This window comes from uncultured Ruegeria sp., assembly GCF_947500045.1.
Lineage (GTDB): Bacteria > Pseudomonadota > Alphaproteobacteria > Rhodobacterales > Rhodobacteraceae > Ruegeria.
The window spans coordinates 129554-145158 of the sequence record NZ_CANMQQ010000002.1 but is presented as its reverse complement, the minus strand read 5'-3'; the positions used below and the strand labels follow the sequence as shown (position 1 = coordinate 145158).

Genomic DNA, 15605 nt, shown 5'->3' with positions numbered 1-15605 from the left:
AAAACGCAAGTAGCCCTTGCCGCGAACCCGCCTCCGCTTTACCTATGGGCCATGACAGCTCCGCTTATTGATCCATTTGCCCGCGCCATCACCTATCTCCGCGTCTCCGTTACGGACCGCTGCGATTTTCGCTGCGTTTATTGCATGTCCGAGGATATGAAGTTTCTGCCCAAAAAGGACCTTCTGACCCTGGAAGAGCTGGACCGCATGTGCACGACCTTCGTGAACATGGGCGTCGAAAAGCTGCGCATCACTGGGGGTGAGCCTTTGGTGCGCCGGAACATCATGTCGTTCTTCAACAGTATGACCCGGCATCTGGACAGCGGTGCCCTGAAAGAGCTGACGCTGACCACCAACGGATCACAACTGCATCGCTTTGCGGATGATCTTTATGCGGCGGGCGTGCGGCGTGTGAATGTATCCCTGGATACTCTGGACGATGACAAGTTCGCGAAAGTCACCCGCTGGGGCCGCCTGAAACAGGTGTTGAACGGCATCGATGCAGCGCAAAAGGCAGGACTGCGGATCAAGATCAACGCCGTAGCGCTGAAAGGCTTCAACGAGCCCGAGCTTCCCAAAATCACCCAATGGTGTGCCCAGCGCGATATGGACCTGACCTGGATCGAGGTCATGCCGATGGGCGATATCGGCAACGAGGACCGGCTTGATCAATATTGGTCGCTCAAGGACGTGCGTGCGGAATACGAAAACCACTATACGGTTAGCGATCTGGCTGAGCGTACCGGTGGCCCGGCACGCTATGTCCGACTTGAAGAAACAGGTCAGAAGATCGGCTTCATCACGCCCCTGTCGCATAATTTCTGCGAAAGCTGCAACCGCGTACGCCTGACCTGCACCGGCGAGCTTTATATGTGTCTCGGACAGGAAGACATGGCCGGTCTGCGCGGACCCTTGCGTGACCATCCAGATACGGAGCGTCCCCTTGAACAAGCAATACGCGCCGCGATCAACCTCAAGCCCAAGGGGCATGATTTCGACTATTCCCGGCAGGCCATCGACGGTCAAATGAGCCGCCACATGAGCCATACAGGCGGCTGAAATGCCCACCACAAGCGCACAGCCGACGCTGCTGTACAAACTGTACTGCGGTCTCACAACAATTGCCGGACCATTGGTATGGCATAAGGTGCGCGGTAAGCTGCAAGCCGCAGGCGTCCCCCAAAATCGTCAGCTGGAACGGCTAGGCCATCCCAGTTTACCGCGCCCCAAAGGGCAACTGATCTGGTTTCACGCAGCCAGCGTTGGCGAAAGCCTCTCAGTCCTGAGCCTGATCAACCGTTTAGGGCAACACTTGCCGGATACCGAGTTTCTGATCACCTCAGGAACCCCAACCTCAGCGGAAGTGATCGCCAAACGCTTGCCTGCACGCGCTCGTCATCAATATCCACCGCTGGACAGCGCTGCTCCGGTGCGTCGATTTCTGGACCACTGGCACCCCGATGCCGGGATCTTCGTCGAAAGCGAAATCTGGCCACGCCTGATCGTTGAAGCGGCCAAAGATGAAACACCGTTGGCACTGCTCAATGCGCGCCTGTCCGACAAGTCCGTAGCGGGTTGGAAAAAGCGCCCCAAAACCGCTCGTTTCATACTGGACCACTTCCAACTGTTTCTCACCCAAAACGACAAGACCGCCGCCAACCTGATCGCAATGGGTGCAGATGCTGATCGCGTTCAACCCGGCACCAATCTCAAAGCCATGTCCGATCCGCTGCCGGTGGATCATAAGACTTTGTCCAGCACACAGGCGCAGATAGCCGACCGTCCGGTTTGGATCGCCAGTTCAACCCATGCAGGCGAAGAAGAAACCGTTCTGGCAGCCCACAAGGACCTCTTGCAGCGCTGGCCCGACCTTCTGCTACTGTTGATCCCACGCCACCCCGAACGCCGGAGTGACGTCATGAAAACTGTCAACGACGCAGGCCTGACCTGCGCTCAGCGCAGTGCTGGTCAGCCGATCACCTCGGACACACAGGTCTATGTTGCCGATACATTGGGTGAAACCGGAACATGGTACGCACTTTGCCCAATCGTTTTCCTAGGGGGATCGCTGAAGAAAATCGGAGGCCATAACCCCTTTGAGCCCGCTCAGGCAGGGGCGGCTGTGATAACCGGCCCCGGTTACTTTAACTTCGCGGAAACCTTCGCACCACTGATCGAAACCGGAGGCGCAGTTCTGACCAACTCTGCACAGGATCTATCAGACGCCGTTGCTCTGTGGTTATCGGATGAGACCAAACTGGAAGCCGCACGAACAGCGGCCAAAGCCTGCGTCAACACACAGGCCAATGCCCTGACTGCGGTCATTGAAACGCTATGCACTCAGCTCAACCTGAGTGCACAGGAACCCTCTTCATCTGGCTAAAAATACCTCGGGGAGCGCGAGGGGCTGGCCCCTCGCCCTTAACCGATCAAGCTGCAGGCATACGCTGTTCAACAATTTCTGCCCACCAGCTACACCCTGCCGGAATGGCTTCATCATTAAAGTTGTATTCCGGGTGATGCACCATCGCCGTATCGCCATTGCCCACAAGAATATAAGCCCCCGGACGCTCTTCGAGCATGAAAGCGAAATCCTCACCGCCCATGACCAAAGGTGCCTCATCACAATTGCCCGAGATCGACTTCGCTACTTCGGCCGCAAAATCCGTCTGCGCATCGCTGTTCACCATCACCGGATAGCCACGGATATAGGTCACATCCGCCGTTCCGCCAAAGGTCGCCGCAATGCCCGCGCAAATCTCGTTGATCCGCTTCTCGGCCAGCTCTCGCATCTCCTTGCTCATGGTGCGCACGGTGCCTTTGATCTGCACTGTCTGCGGAATCACGTTGAATGCTTTTGATGAGGTCTCAAACGACGTCACCGACACCACAACCTGATCAATCGGGTCGGCATTGCGCGATGCGATCGTCTGCAGCGCCAGAATGGCCTGAGCGGTCATAACGGTCGTATCCACCGTCTCCTGCGGCTTCGCCGCATGTCCGCCGCGGCCTTCGAACGTGATGTCAAACTGATCAGTCGCCGCAAAGAATGAACCCGGACGGATGGCAAAACTGCCCACCGGGCGACCCGGCCAGTTGTGCATGCCGTAAACTTCCTGGATATTCCAGCGTTCCATCATGCCGTCTTCGCACATCTCGCGACCACCGCCGCCACCTTCTTCGGCGGGTTGGAAGATCACCACGACCGTACCGTCAAAATTGCGCGTCTCCGACAGGTATTTTGCGGCCCCCAACAGCATCGCCGTATGTCCGTCATGACCGCATGCATGCATGGCGCCGTCAGTTTTCGAGGCATAGTCCAGACCAGTCGCCTCGTGAATCGGCAGCGCGTCCATGTCCGCCCGCAGGCCAATGACCTTACCTTGCGAGTCGGATTTACCCTTGATCACGCCAACAACTCCAGTGCGACCGATCCCGGTTACAACCTCATCACAGCCGAATTCCTTCAGCTTTTCAGCGACCAACGCACTGGTGCGATGGGTTTCAAACAAAATTTCGGGATTTTCGTGAATATCACGTCGCCACGCGGTGATTTCATCCTGCAATTCGGCAAAGCGGTTCTTAACTGGCATCTCTTCTCTCTCCTAATTCAAGCCGCCGGCATCCGGCGCTCGACCATTTCGGCAAACCATGAACAACCCATTGGGATGATCTCATCGTTGAAATTGTATTCGGGGTGGTGCAACCCGGCGCTGTCGCCATTGCCCAGCACAATGAAGGCCCCCGGGCGCTCTTGCAGCATGAACGAGAAATCCTCGCCCCCCATCACCATCGGCACCTCGCCACAACTTCCCCCTACGGAAACGGCGGCCTCAGTTGCATATTCGGTCGGTTCCTCGGCATTGATCGTTACTGGTACACCGCGTGTGTAGGTCACTTTGATCGTGCCGCCAAAGGTAGCAGCGATCCCCTGGCTGACCTCGTTCAGGCGCTGTTCGATCAAGTCTCGCATTTCGTTGGAATGGGTCCTCACCGTACCATTCACCTGCGCCGACTGAGGGATCACGTTGAACGCCTTCGACGAAGTTTCAACCGAGGTCACAGAGAGAACTGCCTGCAATATCGGATCGGCATTCCGAGACACTATGGTCTGTAACGCAACGATTAGTTGCGACAGCATCACCGTTGTATCAATGGTCTCCTGCGGTTTCGCTGCATGTCCACCACGGCCCTCCAGGTGAATGTCAAACTCGTCCGCGGCGGCCAGAAATGGGCCTGAGCGGATGGCAAACTGACCGGTCGGCACACCCGGCACATTGTGCATGGCATAGACTTCCTGGATCCCAAACCGATCCATCAGACCATCCTTGCACATTGCCTCGGCCCCATTGCCGCCTTCTTCCGCCGGTTGGAAAATCACAATGGCTGTGCCGTCGAAATTGCGCGTCTCGGACAGGTATTTCGCCGCCCCTAGCACCATCGCCGTATGCCCGTCATGCCCACAGGCATGCATCGCGCCTTCGGTCTTCGAGGCGTATTCGAGACCTGTTTGTTCCTGCATAGGCAGCGCGTCCATATCCGCGCGCAGCCCGATGACCCGGCCCTGCGTGTCCGTCTTGCCCCTGATCACACCAACAACGCCGGTTCGGCCAATACCGGTCACAACCTCATCGCAGCCAAACTGTTTCAGCTTTTCGGCCACCAAGGCGCTTGTGCGGTGGGTGTCATATAGGATCTCGGGGTGCTGGTGGATGTCCCTCCGCCAACCAGTGATTTCCTCGTGCATTTTGGCAAGTCGGTTCTTGATTGGCATCTGATCCTCCCAAATCAGGCGACAGGCAATCGTCGTTCCACCAGCTCTGCAAACCAGCTGCACCCGGCGGGGATCGCGTCATCGTCAAAATTATATTCCGGGTGATGGCACATCGCGGTGTCCCCGTTCCCGATAAAGATGTAGGCTCCGGGGCGTTCTTCAAGCATGTAGGCAAAATCTTCTGACGGCATGATCGGATCAGTGCTGTCATTGACCCTGCCTGACACCGCTTCTGCGGCGTCGGCCGCGTAGCCGGTTTCCGCCTCAGTATTCACGGTCACCGGATATCCCGGCGTCCATGTCATTTCAGCCGATGCACCAAAGGCCGAGGCCGTGTCTTCCGCGATCCGGCGCACGCGTTCCTCGGCGATTTCACGGTATTCCGGGTCCAGCGTACGCACTGTCCCGCGCAGCCGCACTGTATGGGCAATGACATTCGATGCGACACTGTCGGTTTCAAACGTCCCAACGGTCAGCACAACGCGTTTGATCGGATCAACGGTCCGCGACACAACCGATTGTAACGAAACGACAATATGTGACGCCACGAGTGTCGTATCGACCGCATCATGCGGCGCGGCAGCGTGTCCACCTTTGCCTGTTACGACGATTTCGAACTCATCTGATGAAGCCAGCAGCGCACCGGGGCGGATCGCGAATTCTCCGACCGGCAAGCCCGGCATGTTGTGCATGCCATAGACTTCCTGAATGCCCCAGCGCTCCATCAACCCGTCCTGGCACATGGCCAGACCACCTGCCCCGCCTTCCTCGGCCGGTTGGAAGATCAGCACCACGGTGCCATCAAAATTCCGGGTCTCGGCCAAGTATTGTGCTGCGCCAAGCAACATCGAGGTATGGCCATCATGCCCACAGGCATGCATCTTGCCCGAAACGGTCGAGGCGTATTCCAGTCCCGTCGCCTCGTGGATTGGCAGCGCATCCATATCAGCGCGCAGACCGACGACCCTGCCCTGCGTGTCCTGACGACCTTTGATGACAGCGACAACACCGGTTTTGCCGATTCCCGGCGTGATTTCATCCACGCCGAATTCCTTCAAACGATCGACCACGAAACCCGCCGTTTCTTCGACATCGTACATCAACTCGGGATGCATATGCAGGTGACGGCGCCATTTCGTGATCGCACCGTGCATCTCGGCAAGCCGGTTTTTGACAGGCATTTTCAATCTCCCTCCCGTTCACTAACGGGACAATATTCTAATCAGTTTCTGCATGAACGCGTGGCCTTGATTGAATTGCGCAACCTCGATGAATTCATTGGGTTGATGCGCCTGCGCAATATCCCCCGGCCCGCAGATCACAGCGGAATAACCTGCTTCCTGAAACTGACCCGCCTCGGTGCCATAGCTGACCACATGGGCCGCGTTATCTCCGGTCAACGCACGTACCAGCATCTCGGCCTCACCATCGGTTTCCGGGACCAAGGCAGGGACCGCAAAGTGATCGGAAACATCAATGCGCGCCTCAGGGTGGACCGCCTGCATTCGTGCCTCGGCCTGGCGGACCTGATCAAGATAGGCGTTGCGCCATTGATCCGCGCTTTCGCCCGGAACAACTCGGAAATCCATCATAAAGCGGCAATCCTTGGCGGTGATGTTATGCGCGGTGCCGCCCTCGATCATACCAACATGGCAGGTCGTCCATGGCGGATCGAACACGGCTGCAATGTCAGAAGGCTGTGCCGCCATACTCTCGACGTTGCGTTTGTTGGCCCAGTCGATCAGTGGTGCTGCTTCCATGATCGCATTGACGCCTGTGTGCATGATCGAACTATGAACTTCGAATCCTACGACATGTGTGTCATAGCCAAACCCGCCCTTGTGGCCGGTGACGGCCTGCATCATCGACGGCTCACCTACAATCACGGCTGAGCCCTTGGGTAGCACTTTCTGCATTGCTTGAATCATCGGCGGCGCACCGGTGCAGCCCACCTCTTCATCAAAACTCAGTGCCAGTTGCAGAGGGCGTTTGACGCTTGCGTAGTGCGCCTCGACCAAAGCCCAGATCGCAAGCGCATCAAATCCTTTCATGTCGCAGGTGCCGCGCCCGTAATACTTGCCGTCCTTTTCGGTCACGACAAAAGGATCGGTATCCCAAGGCTGACCATCAACAGGCACCACATCCGTGTGTCCCGACAGAACAATCGCGCCTTCTTCCGAAGGACCCACATGGGCGAAGATAGCCGCCTTATGCGGTTGATCCGGATCGGGCCAGCGATGAGATTCAATTCCGTGGCTTTGCAAGTAGCCCTCGACCCAATCCACCAATGGCAGGTTCGTGTCACGGCTGACCGTCGGGAACGAAATCAGCCGGGTCATGATATCAAGCGGTGACAGTCTTTCAGCCATGGGGCTTAGTACCCGCTGTCTGTTGTCAGCACGAAATGACCCGGCTCGACCTCATTGTACTGCGAAGACTCTGGCTGGTATCCGATCGGATGAATTGGCGACGGAATGGGCTTGAAGTTCAGATCTTTTTCAGACTTGCGTTTGTTCGGATCTGCAATCGGGACCGCTTTCATCAAAGCCTGCGTATAAGCATGCTGAGGATTTTCGAACACACGGGCACGCGGGCCAAGTTCGACGATCCGCCCCAGATACATTACGCCGACATGATGGCTGACGCGTTCGACCACCGCCATGTCATGGCTGATGAACAGATAGCTGAGGCCAAGCTCGGACTGCAGTTCCATCATCAGGTTCAACACCTGCGCCTGAACCGAGACGTCCAGCGCCGAAACGGCCTCATCCGCGATGATCAGCTTGGGGTTCAGTGCCAGCGCGCGCGCGATCGCAATACGTTGACGTTGACCGCCGGACATTTCGTGCGGGAAGCGGCGCATGAAGCTGCGGGGCAGTTGCACCTTGTCAAAAAGTTGCGCGACACGATCCTGAAGTTCGGACCCCGACGCAACTCCATAATTCCGCATCGGTTCGGCAACCTGGTCAATCAGTTGCATCTGCGGGTTCAGCGAGGCGAACGGATCCTGAAAGATCATCTGCATATCCAGACGCGCCTTGCGCAGGTCCGACTGATCCAGCTTCATGATGTCGACGCCATCCAGATCGACCTCACCCGCCATCGGCTCGACCAATCGCAGGATCGAGCGCCCAGCTGAAGACTTCCCGCACCCTGATTCGCCCACAAGGCTCAGGGTTTGCCCCCTGTTCAACGTGAACGAGACATCTTCCACCGCATGCACGTTCGAAATGGTCCGGCGTAGCAATCCACCTTTCACCGCAAAGCGCGTGGTCAGGTTCTTGACGGTCAACAGAACTTCGTTGGTGCCAGGGATCGGCGCGATATTCTGGCCTTCCTCTCCCAGCAGCTTCATGGGCTCAGGCGCAGCTTTACCCTGCATTTCGCCCAGTTTCGGGACCGCCGCCAGAAGGGACTTGGTGTAGTCATGCTGCGGGTTCTCAAATATCTCGTGGACCGTGCCTTCCTCGACCTTGTTACCGCGGAACATGACAACCACGCGGTCCGCCATTTGCGCCACCACCGCCATGTCATGCGTGATGAACATCACCGCTGTTCCGGTTTCGCGTTTAAGACGATCCATCAGCGCCAGAATTTCGGCCTGAATTGTCACGTCCAACGCCGTGGTCGGTTCGTCCGCGATCAGCAGGCGCGGCTCACACGCCATGGCCATGGCGATCACCACGCGTTGACGCATACCACCCGAGAGTTCATGCGGATATTGTTTCAGGCGGCGCTCTGGTTCCGGAATGCGCACTTGCCGAAGCAGCTCAAGCGCGCGTTCCTCGGCCTGTACCTTCGTCATGTCCTTGTGGATTCGCAAACCTTCGGTCAGTTGCCGACCAACGGTAAACACAGGGTTCAGGGCTGTCATCGGCTCCTGAAAGATCATTCCAATCTCGTTTCCGCGAATCTGCTTCATCAGATCCTGATCGGCATTTGACAGGTCCATTTCGTCGCCATCGCGGCGATCGAACAGCAACTGTCCCCCTGCGATCTCGCCGCCGCCGAACTCGACCAAGCGCATCAGCGACAGGGATGAGACAGACTTGCCTGACCCCGATTCGCCCACGATACAGACGGTTTCGCCAGGGTTGACCTCGAACGAGACATCCTCGACCCCAACCACAGGGCCATCCTTTGTTTGAAATTCGACCCGTAGTTTTTTGATCTGGGCAATAGGCTGATCCAGCACGCGCGCTCTCCCCTTGGCGGCAATTCGGATTGAGTGCCAAACGCTAAGGCGGGGGGATGTGAAAAGTCAAACTGATTGGTCAGATTTCGCAAGGCAAGGCTTGCAATTTTCCAAAACTCTGTTTCGATACGCCTCGTAACCGTTTTGGGGAGAGAACGGAAAACACGATATCGAAGCAATCGTTTTCGTTTGATTTCAGATTCTTAAACCCCGACATGGCAACGCTAAATCCGCGGGCATCGCGGAGATAATCGAGACACGTAAGTGTCCAACATGGAGTGTATGATGAAGATCAAAACCCTTTTGCTCGGTGCGATTGCAAGCACGGCGATGGCCCCGATGGCCATGGCCGAGCGCGGATCGGACGGCAATGTCAGCATCATCTATTGGCAAGCCCCGTCCATTCTGAACCCGTTCCTTTCGGGCGGTACCAAGGATGTGGAATCGGCGTCGCTGGTGATTGAACCGCTGGCCCGCTATAACCAAGACGGCAATATGGTTCCCTTCCTCGCGTCAGAAATCCCGACCGTCGAGAATGGCGGCGTCAGCGAAGATCTGACCTCGATCACCTGGAAAATCGCACCGGGAATCACCTGGTCAGACGGCACCCCGTTCACCTCGGCTGATGTGAAATTCACGGCCGATTACTGCATGCATCCCGAAGGCGGCTGTGCGCAGGTCACCAAGTTCGAAGGCGTAACGTCGGTCGAAGCTGTGGACGATCTGACCGTCAAGGTCACGTTCGATGCGCCGACCCCATTCCCCTACGGACCGTTTGTAGGCGGTGAGAGCCCAATCATTCAGGCCGCACAATTCGCGGATTGCGTCGGCGCAAAGGCACCTGAATGCACCGATCAGAACTTCAACCCGATCGGCACCGGCCCGTTTGTCGTCACCGAGTTCAAACCGAATGACGTGATAACCTTCAAGGCCAACGACAACTATCGCGACCCAGCGAAACCGGCCTTCGCATCTGTGACCTTCAAAGGCGGCGGCGATGCAACCGCAGCAGGCCGCGCAGTCATGGAAACAGGCGAGTTCGACTATGCCTGGAACCTGCAGCTGGCGCCCGAAGTGATCGCGCAGATGCAGGAAGGCGGCAAAGGCACCCCGGTTGCAGGCTTTGGCCCGCTGGTCGAGCGTATCATGCTGAACCAGACCAACCCATCTTCGGACCTGCCCGAGGGCGAGCGTTCGACTGCCACGCATCCGCACCCCTTCCTGCAGGACCCGGCGGTTTATAAAGCCATGTCCATGGCCATCGACCGGCCGCTGCTGGTGGAAATCGGATACGGCCAGGCTGGTAAAGTGACCTGTAACTGGGTTCCGGCACCTGCGGCGTTCAACTCGACCTCAATGACCTGTGACACACAGGACATCGAAGGCGCGAAGAAGCTGCTGGATGACGCTGGCATCGTCGACAGCGATGGCGATGGCGTCCGCGAAAAAGACGGCGTTCCGCTGAAAATCGTCTACCAGACTTCGACCAACGCCGTCCGTCAGGACTTCCAGGCGCTGATCAAGGAATGGTGGAGCCAGATCGGCATCGAATCCGAGCTGCGCAACATCAACGCATCGGTCTTCTTCGGCGGTGACCCGGGTTCGCCCGACACATTCCAGAAGTTCTATGCTGACGTTGAGATGTACGCCAACACCTTCAACGGCACGGACCCGCAGTCCTATCTGGGCAACGGGTTGTGCGACAAGGCTCCGCGTCCGGACAGCCAGTGGCAGGGTGAAAACATCAGCCGCTTCTGCAACGAAGAGTTCGACAAGCTGCATGGTCAGCTGGCCGAAACAGCAGGTCTGGAGCAGCGTGCCGAAATCGCGAAAAAGCTGAACGATATCATGGTTGAAAACGGCGGTATGATCCCGCTGGTGCACCGTGGTCGTCTGTCGGCCCACGCAAACACATTGGGTGGTGTTGTCCTGAACGTATGGGACAGCGAGCTGTGGAACATTGCGGACTGGTACCGCAAAACAGGTTCCTAAGCGTTAGCCTTGCAAAGCCGCGCCCCGATCCATTTCGGGGCGCGGACATTTGCAGACCACTCCAACAAGAAGACGCATATAAAGGCGCCTCTTAATGCTTAACTTTACCATCAGACGACTGGTGCTGGCTGTTCCTACGCTGCTGTTCATCAGCCTCGTCATTTTCCTGCTCCTCGAACTCGCCCCCGGCGACCCGATGGCGCAGGTTCCGCTTACCGTCCCACCCGAAGTCAAAGAGAAGATGCGCGAGGCACTTGGCCTCGGTCAGCCGATGCATATCCGGTTCTGGAAATGGATCGTGCAGTTCTTCTGGATCGAACCGCAGGTTCTGATCGACTCGATGTTCGGTACAACTTTTTCCGAAGGCGATCTGCGCGTAATCTCCTGGCAGACCCGTTCGCCCGTCATGGATATCGTCGTTCAGCGTATCCCGCAGACCCTGTGGGTTGTTGGCACTGCCTATGTGGTTGCCATCCTGATCGCGCTGCCGATTGGCATCTATTCGGCCTATCGCCAGTATTCATGGTTCGATCAGATGGGCACATTCGTGTCGATGATCGGCTTTTCGGTCCCACCTTTCTTTTCTGGTGTGCTGGTGATCGTGATCTTCTCAGTCCAGCTGGGCTGGTTCCCGTCGATTTATGACACCACGCTTGTTGTCAACAGTTGGGACAGCTTCATGCTGCAGCTGAAACAGATGATCATGCCGGTCATGGTTCTGGCTCTGCAGATCACTGCGCAGTTAAGCCGGTTCATGCGCGCCTCAATGCTGGACAATCTCAATCAGGATTACGTCCGCACCGCCCGTGCCAAGGGGTTAAGCGAATATACCGTCGTGATGGTCCACGTGCTGCGGAACTCGATGATCCCGGTGGTCACCGTGATCGCGCTAGGTATTCCAGCCATCTTCGGCGGTGCCATCATCACCGAGCAGGTGTTCAAGGTAAACGGCATCGGCCAATTGCTGATCGGGGCCATTCAGGCCAATGACCTGCCAATGGTGCAGACACTGACCTTCATCTTTGCCGTGCTGATCGTTCTGTTCAATCTAATCGCAGACGTTCTGTATGGCATTCTGGACCCGAGGATTCGCTATGACTGATCATGATCGTACCGATACGCTAATCCCGGATGAAGGGCTTGCACCCGCCTCGACCGCGCTGCCAACCACTGGTGTCATGGAGGAACTGGCCACACCGCCCCGCAGCCAGTGGCGCGATGTGTGGGACCAATTCAAAACCCACAAAGGCGCGATGATCGGAGCTGTGTTGTTCATCTTCATCGTCGTCGGCGTTTATCTGGGACCTTATCTCTGGAGCATTGATCCCACCCAAATCGACATCCGATCTCGCAATCAAGGCCCCAGTTGGGCACATCCCTTTGGGACTGACCAATTAGGCCGGGATATTCTGGCGCGGATGATGTCAGGGGGCCAGACCTCGGTTTCGGTGGGTATCACCGCGATGCTTCTGGCGCTGTTTCTTGGCTCACTTGTCGGGGTGGTTGCCGGGTTCTTCAAACGCCTTGACGGGCCGCTGATGCGCCTGACCGACTTGTTCCTGGCCTTGCCCTTGCTACCGCTGCTGCTGGTCATGATGTTGCTGTTCCGCGAACCTTTGTCCGCGGCATTCGGATTGGAACGAGGCATCTTCATCCTGATCGTTTGCGCCATCGGCATCACCTCATGGATGCCGACCGCGCGGATCGTGCGGGGCGACGTGCTGGCGATCAAGGAACGCGAGTTCGTTCTGGCGGCCCGGTCCATCGGCACCAGCAACAGCCAGATCATCACGCGGCATATCCTGCCGAATGTGCTGTCTCCGATCATGGTGTCTGCAACGTTGGGTATTGCGACCGCGATCATCACAGAAAGCGCATTGTCCTTCCTCGGCCTCGGCTTCCCGCCCGACTTCCCGACATGGGGCCGTCTGCTGTTTGATGGTGTCGATTATCTGCAGCAATACCCTGAACGCGTGTTCTGGCCCGGCTTGGCAATTTCGCTGACCGTGCTCAGCGTCAACTATCTGGGCGACGGCCTGCGCGATGCACTCGACCCGCGTATTCGCGGGCGCTAGGAAAACTCAGTCGGCGCGCCTTAGCGCGCCGGCCAACACGATGATCAGGGCTGCCAGTGGTAGAAGAACCGCAAAGGCCAGTCTCAAAGTCATCAACTCGGCCAAGAACCCGATCAGGGGCGGCCCGATCAGCAACCCACCGTATCCCAAAGTCGCTACGCTCGCGATCGCCTGCCCGGGCGGTACATGCGGATCATTTGCTGCCCGGCTGAACGCCAATGGCATAATTACGGCATATCCGATCCCCATCAATGCGAACCCAGCCAAGGCCAACCCCGCTTGGCCCGCCGACACCACGGCAAAAACACCCATTGCAGCGCAGACCCCGCCAAAACGTGCGGTCGCCACCGGTCCGAATCGGGTGATCACAAAGCCGCCAGCCAGCCGGAACAACACCATCGTCACCGAAAACACTGCGTAGCCAAGCGTGGCGACGCTTTCGGCAGCGCCGGTCTCGTCGCGCAGGAAAAGTGCGCTCCAATCTGCGACGGCCCCCTCGCCCAAAGCTCCGCACATCGCGGTGAAGCCCACCAACACCAAGGCGCCGGACGGCAAGGCAAAGACCGATCCTTTCTTGGGTCCTGACTGACGCGACGTCCACCGCACCCACGACAAGGACAATGCCAGCCCCACGACGACACCACCTGCCACCAGGAAATGCTGCATCACGGTCAACCCCAACTGAACCGCAGCAAATCCGCTGAGCGCACCGAGACCGGCCCCAAGGCTCCACATTGCATGAAACGAGGACATGACCGGCTTGTCATAGGCCTGCTCGACCTCTGCCGCCCAGGCGTTCATCGCCACATCCATCGAGCCGTGACAGGCACCAAATACAAACAGATATGCGGCCAGGGTCCAGAATCCACCAGCGAACGCAAGCAATATCAGCGAAGCGGTATAAAGAACCGCAATGACCCGCGTGATCCCTACGGCTCCGAACCGATCGGTCAACCACCCGGTAATCGGAAACGAGCACACCGCGCCTGCCGCCATGAACAGCAGACCATAGCCCAATGCCTCGTGGCTTAGCTCTAGCTGGTCACGGACCGCTGGGATGCGTGACGCCCAAATGCCGAACAAAGCACCGTTCAGGATGAACATGGCGGCAACCGCGCGCCATGCGGCGACTATACCAATCACGGAAAACCCTCGCACAAGACCTGCTAAATCTTGCCCGTTCTACAGACCCTGAGGCATTTGGCAAATGCCGTCTATTCCAACCGCTTGCGGATTTGGCGAATGGCAAACCAAACGCCAAGCAGAACGGGCATTGTAAGTCCCGCAGTCAGCATCCCCTTGCTGATCCCGGCCTTGGTCAACGGATAGAGCAAATAGCTTGCAAGCGACACCGCGTAGTAACTGATTGCCACCACCGAGAGCCCCTCGACCGTGTGTTGCAGTCGCAACGCCAGATCGGCACGCCGATCCATGCTTTCCAGCAATGCCTGGTTCTGAGCACTGCGTTCAACATCCACCCGAGTCCGTAGCAAGTCGCCCGCCCGGATGGCCCGGTCAGACAGGGCCTGCAGGCGGCGTTCGGTGGATTTTACCGTCCGGATCGCCGGATCATAGCGGCGCATCATGAAGTCAGCAAAGCTTTGACGACCCTCGAACCGTTCCTCACGCAGTACAGCTATCCTCTGGTTCACGATCGCCTCATAGGCTTCGGTCGCCCCGAAACGGAACGAACTGCGCGCGGAAAGGGTTTCCAACTCGGTCGAGGTCGACAGCAGTTGCGGTAACAGATCGTCAGGTGACGCGGAATCGTCCGTCATCTCGACCATCAGATCGGACAATGTCTTATCAAGCTCACCGATGCGCGGCATCAGGTCTTTGACACGCGCGAAGCCAAGCATCGACATTGCCTTGTAGGTTTCTATCTCGCACAGGCGCTGAATGATCCGCCCAGTCCTGCGTCGGCCGGTCTCTTTCGACACAAACAGAGCAAACCGCATGTGCCCGGCCGGATCGATGCGGAAATCGCTTGCGCAAATGGCCGAGTCGTCCAATACACGCGCCACCGCCAGGCTCTCGGGCTCGAACCAATCCGACAGCGCTTGCGTGACCGGAGCATCCTTTGACCGCTTTACCACGCGCATCATGATCGAAGTGATCCGCCGGCCCGGACTGGCCATCAGCCAGTCGGGCGGAAACACCTCGAAATCTGCAGGATCAAAGGCCCGGTCGCTGACATTCTGCGTAATGGCTGTGTAAGCCACAAACTCGGTGTGCTGTTCCCATTTCAGCCAATGTCGCCCGATCTGCCCGGCATAGTGCGTTGCGCCCGGTTGCGGATGCTGCGCTCCGTGGCGATCCAACAGGTTGATCAAATGCATCGAATCCAGATTGCGATCTCGCGCTGCAGCGGCGTCGGTTTTCTTGATCGCCAGAAACACCACGGTGCAGGGTGCCGCCGCCACCGGAAAAGGCCGCGCATGCAGTTCGTTTGTCAGCGCATAGCGCAGCGGATGGTCATCAAGTGGAGTCATGGATCATTCCCCAAGGCTTACGGCACTATACGCAGCTCGGGAAATACATCAATTATCTTTTTATTTCATATAGTTAC

12 protein-coding genes are annotated in these 15605 nt (G+C 57.6%); 5 read left to right on the top strand and 7 right to left on the bottom strand.

The annotated features are described in order from the left end of the window. The first annotated feature begins 51 nt into the window (after nucleotides 1-51). The gene (gene moaA, locus Q1B46_RS04085) at nucleotides 52-1059 is read left to right on the top strand and encodes a GTP 3',8-cyclase MoaA (protein ID WP_299945761.1); all 1008 of its coding nucleotides are present in this window, start codon (nucleotides 52-54) and stop codon (nucleotides 1057-1059) included. Nucleotide 1060: 1 nt separating this feature from the next. Then, nucleotides 1061-2383, top strand: a complete 1323-nt coding sequence (locus Q1B46_RS04080) for a 3-deoxy-D-manno-octulosonic acid transferase (RefSeq protein WP_299944974.1) — start codon at nucleotides 1061-1063, stop codon at nucleotides 2381-2383. 46 nt (nucleotides 2384-2429) lie between these two features. On the opposite strand, the gene Q1B46_RS04075 is transcribed toward Q1B46_RS04080, so the two are convergent. The 5 genes from Q1B46_RS04075 to Q1B46_RS04055 are packed head-to-tail and all read right to left on the bottom strand — an operon-like array spanning nucleotide 2430 to nucleotide 8969. Further along, nucleotides 2430-3593 (bottom strand): M20 aminoacylase family protein, encoded by a 1164-nt coding sequence (locus Q1B46_RS04075; RefSeq protein ID WP_299944971.1) that lies wholly within the window; start codon nucleotides 3591-3593, stop codon nucleotides 2430-2432. A gap of 17 nt (nucleotides 3594-3610) precedes the next feature. After that, entirely contained in the window at nucleotides 3611-4774 is a 1164-nt protein-coding gene (locus tag Q1B46_RS04070) for a M20 aminoacylase family protein (RefSeq protein ID WP_299944968.1), read from the bottom strand. Between the two features lie 14 nt (nucleotides 4775-4788). Continuing rightward, complete coding sequence (locus Q1B46_RS04065) at nucleotides 4789-5955, bottom strand: M20 aminoacylase family protein (RefSeq protein ID WP_299944965.1); 1167 nt, start codon at nucleotides 5953-5955, stop codon at nucleotides 4789-4791. A gap of 21 nt (nucleotides 5956-5976) precedes the next feature. Next, nucleotides 5977-7143, bottom strand: a complete 1167-nt coding sequence (gene argE / locus Q1B46_RS04060) for an acetylornithine deacetylase (RefSeq protein ID WP_299944962.1) — start codon at nucleotides 7141-7143, stop codon at nucleotides 5977-5979. Nucleotides 7144-7148: 5 nt separating this feature from the next. Beyond that, nucleotides 7149-8969, bottom strand: a complete 1821-nt coding sequence (locus tag Q1B46_RS04055) for an ABC transporter ATP-binding protein (RefSeq protein WP_299944960.1) — start codon at nucleotides 8967-8969, stop codon at nucleotides 7149-7151. Between the two features lie 285 nt (nucleotides 8970-9254). Between Q1B46_RS04055 and Q1B46_RS04050 the strand changes: the two genes are divergently transcribed. From Q1B46_RS04050 to Q1B46_RS04040, 3 genes are all read left to right on the top strand, one after another. After that, complete coding sequence (locus tag Q1B46_RS04050; RefSeq protein ID WP_299944957.1) at nucleotides 9255-10961, top strand: peptide ABC transporter substrate-binding protein; 1707 nt, start codon at nucleotides 9255-9257, stop codon at nucleotides 10959-10961. Between the two features lie 94 nt (nucleotides 10962-11055). Next, on the top strand, nucleotides 11056-12063 hold the full coding sequence (locus tag Q1B46_RS04045) for an ABC transporter permease (RefSeq protein WP_299666083.1): 1008 nt from the start codon (nucleotides 11056-11058) through the stop codon (nucleotides 12061-12063). Continuing rightward, entirely contained in the window at nucleotides 12056-13036 is a 981-nt protein-coding gene (locus Q1B46_RS04040) for an ABC transporter permease (protein ID WP_299666086.1), read from the top strand. Before Q1B46_RS04045 ends, Q1B46_RS04040 begins: the two co-directional genes overlap by 8 nt. Nucleotides 13037-13042: 6 nt before the next feature. Here Q1B46_RS04040 and Q1B46_RS04035 read toward each other — a convergent pair whose 3' ends face one another. Together Q1B46_RS04035 and Q1B46_RS04030 are read right to left on the bottom strand one after the other, a co-directional pair. Further along, the gene (locus Q1B46_RS04035; protein WP_299944953.1) at nucleotides 13043-14179 is read right to left on the bottom strand and encodes an MFS transporter; all 1137 of its coding nucleotides are present in this window, start codon (nucleotides 14177-14179) and stop codon (nucleotides 13043-13045) included. A 71-nt stretch (nucleotides 14180-14250) separates the two neighbouring features. Further along, nucleotides 14251-15528 (bottom strand): DUF3422 family protein, encoded by a 1278-nt coding sequence (locus Q1B46_RS04030; RefSeq protein ID WP_299944951.1) that lies wholly within the window; start codon nucleotides 15526-15528, stop codon nucleotides 14251-14253. Nucleotides 15529-15605: the final 77 nt, after the last annotated feature.

Excerpts from the sequence above, each read along its gene's own strand:
- moaA (WP_299945761.1), top strand. The coding sequence starts at position 52 with ATGACAGCTCCGCTTATTGATCCATTTGCCCGCGCCATCACCTATCTC.
- Q1B46_RS04080 (WP_299944974.1), top strand. The coding sequence starts at position 1,061 with ATGCCCACCACAAGCGCACAGCCGACGCTGCTGTACAAACTGTACTGC.
- Q1B46_RS04075 (WP_299944971.1), bottom strand. The coding sequence starts at position 3,593 with ATGCCAGTTAAGAACCGCTTTGCCGAATTGCAGGATGAAATCACCGCG.
- Q1B46_RS04070 (WP_299944968.1), bottom strand. The coding sequence starts at position 4,774 with ATGCCAATCAAGAACCGACTTGCCAAAATGCACGAGGAAATCACTGGT.
- Q1B46_RS04065 (WP_299944965.1), bottom strand. The coding sequence starts at position 5,955 with ATGCCTGTCAAAAACCGGCTTGCCGAGATGCACGGTGCGATCACGAAA.
- argE (WP_299944962.1), bottom strand. The coding sequence starts at position 7,143 with ATGGCTGAAAGACTGTCACCGCTTGATATCATGACCCGGCTGATTTCG.
- Q1B46_RS04050 (WP_299944957.1), top strand. The coding sequence starts at position 9,255 with ATGAAGATCAAAACCCTTTTGCTCGGTGCGATTGCAAGCACGGCGATG.
- Q1B46_RS04045 (WP_299666083.1), top strand. The coding sequence starts at position 11,056 with ATGCTTAACTTTACCATCAGACGACTGGTGCTGGCTGTTCCTACGCTG.
- Q1B46_RS04040 (WP_299666086.1), top strand. The coding sequence starts at position 12,056 with ATGACTGATCATGATCGTACCGATACGCTAATCCCGGATGAAGGGCTT.
- Q1B46_RS04030 (WP_299944951.1), bottom strand. The coding sequence starts at position 15,528 with ATGACTCCACTTGATGACCATCCGCTGCGCTATGCGCTGACAAACGAA.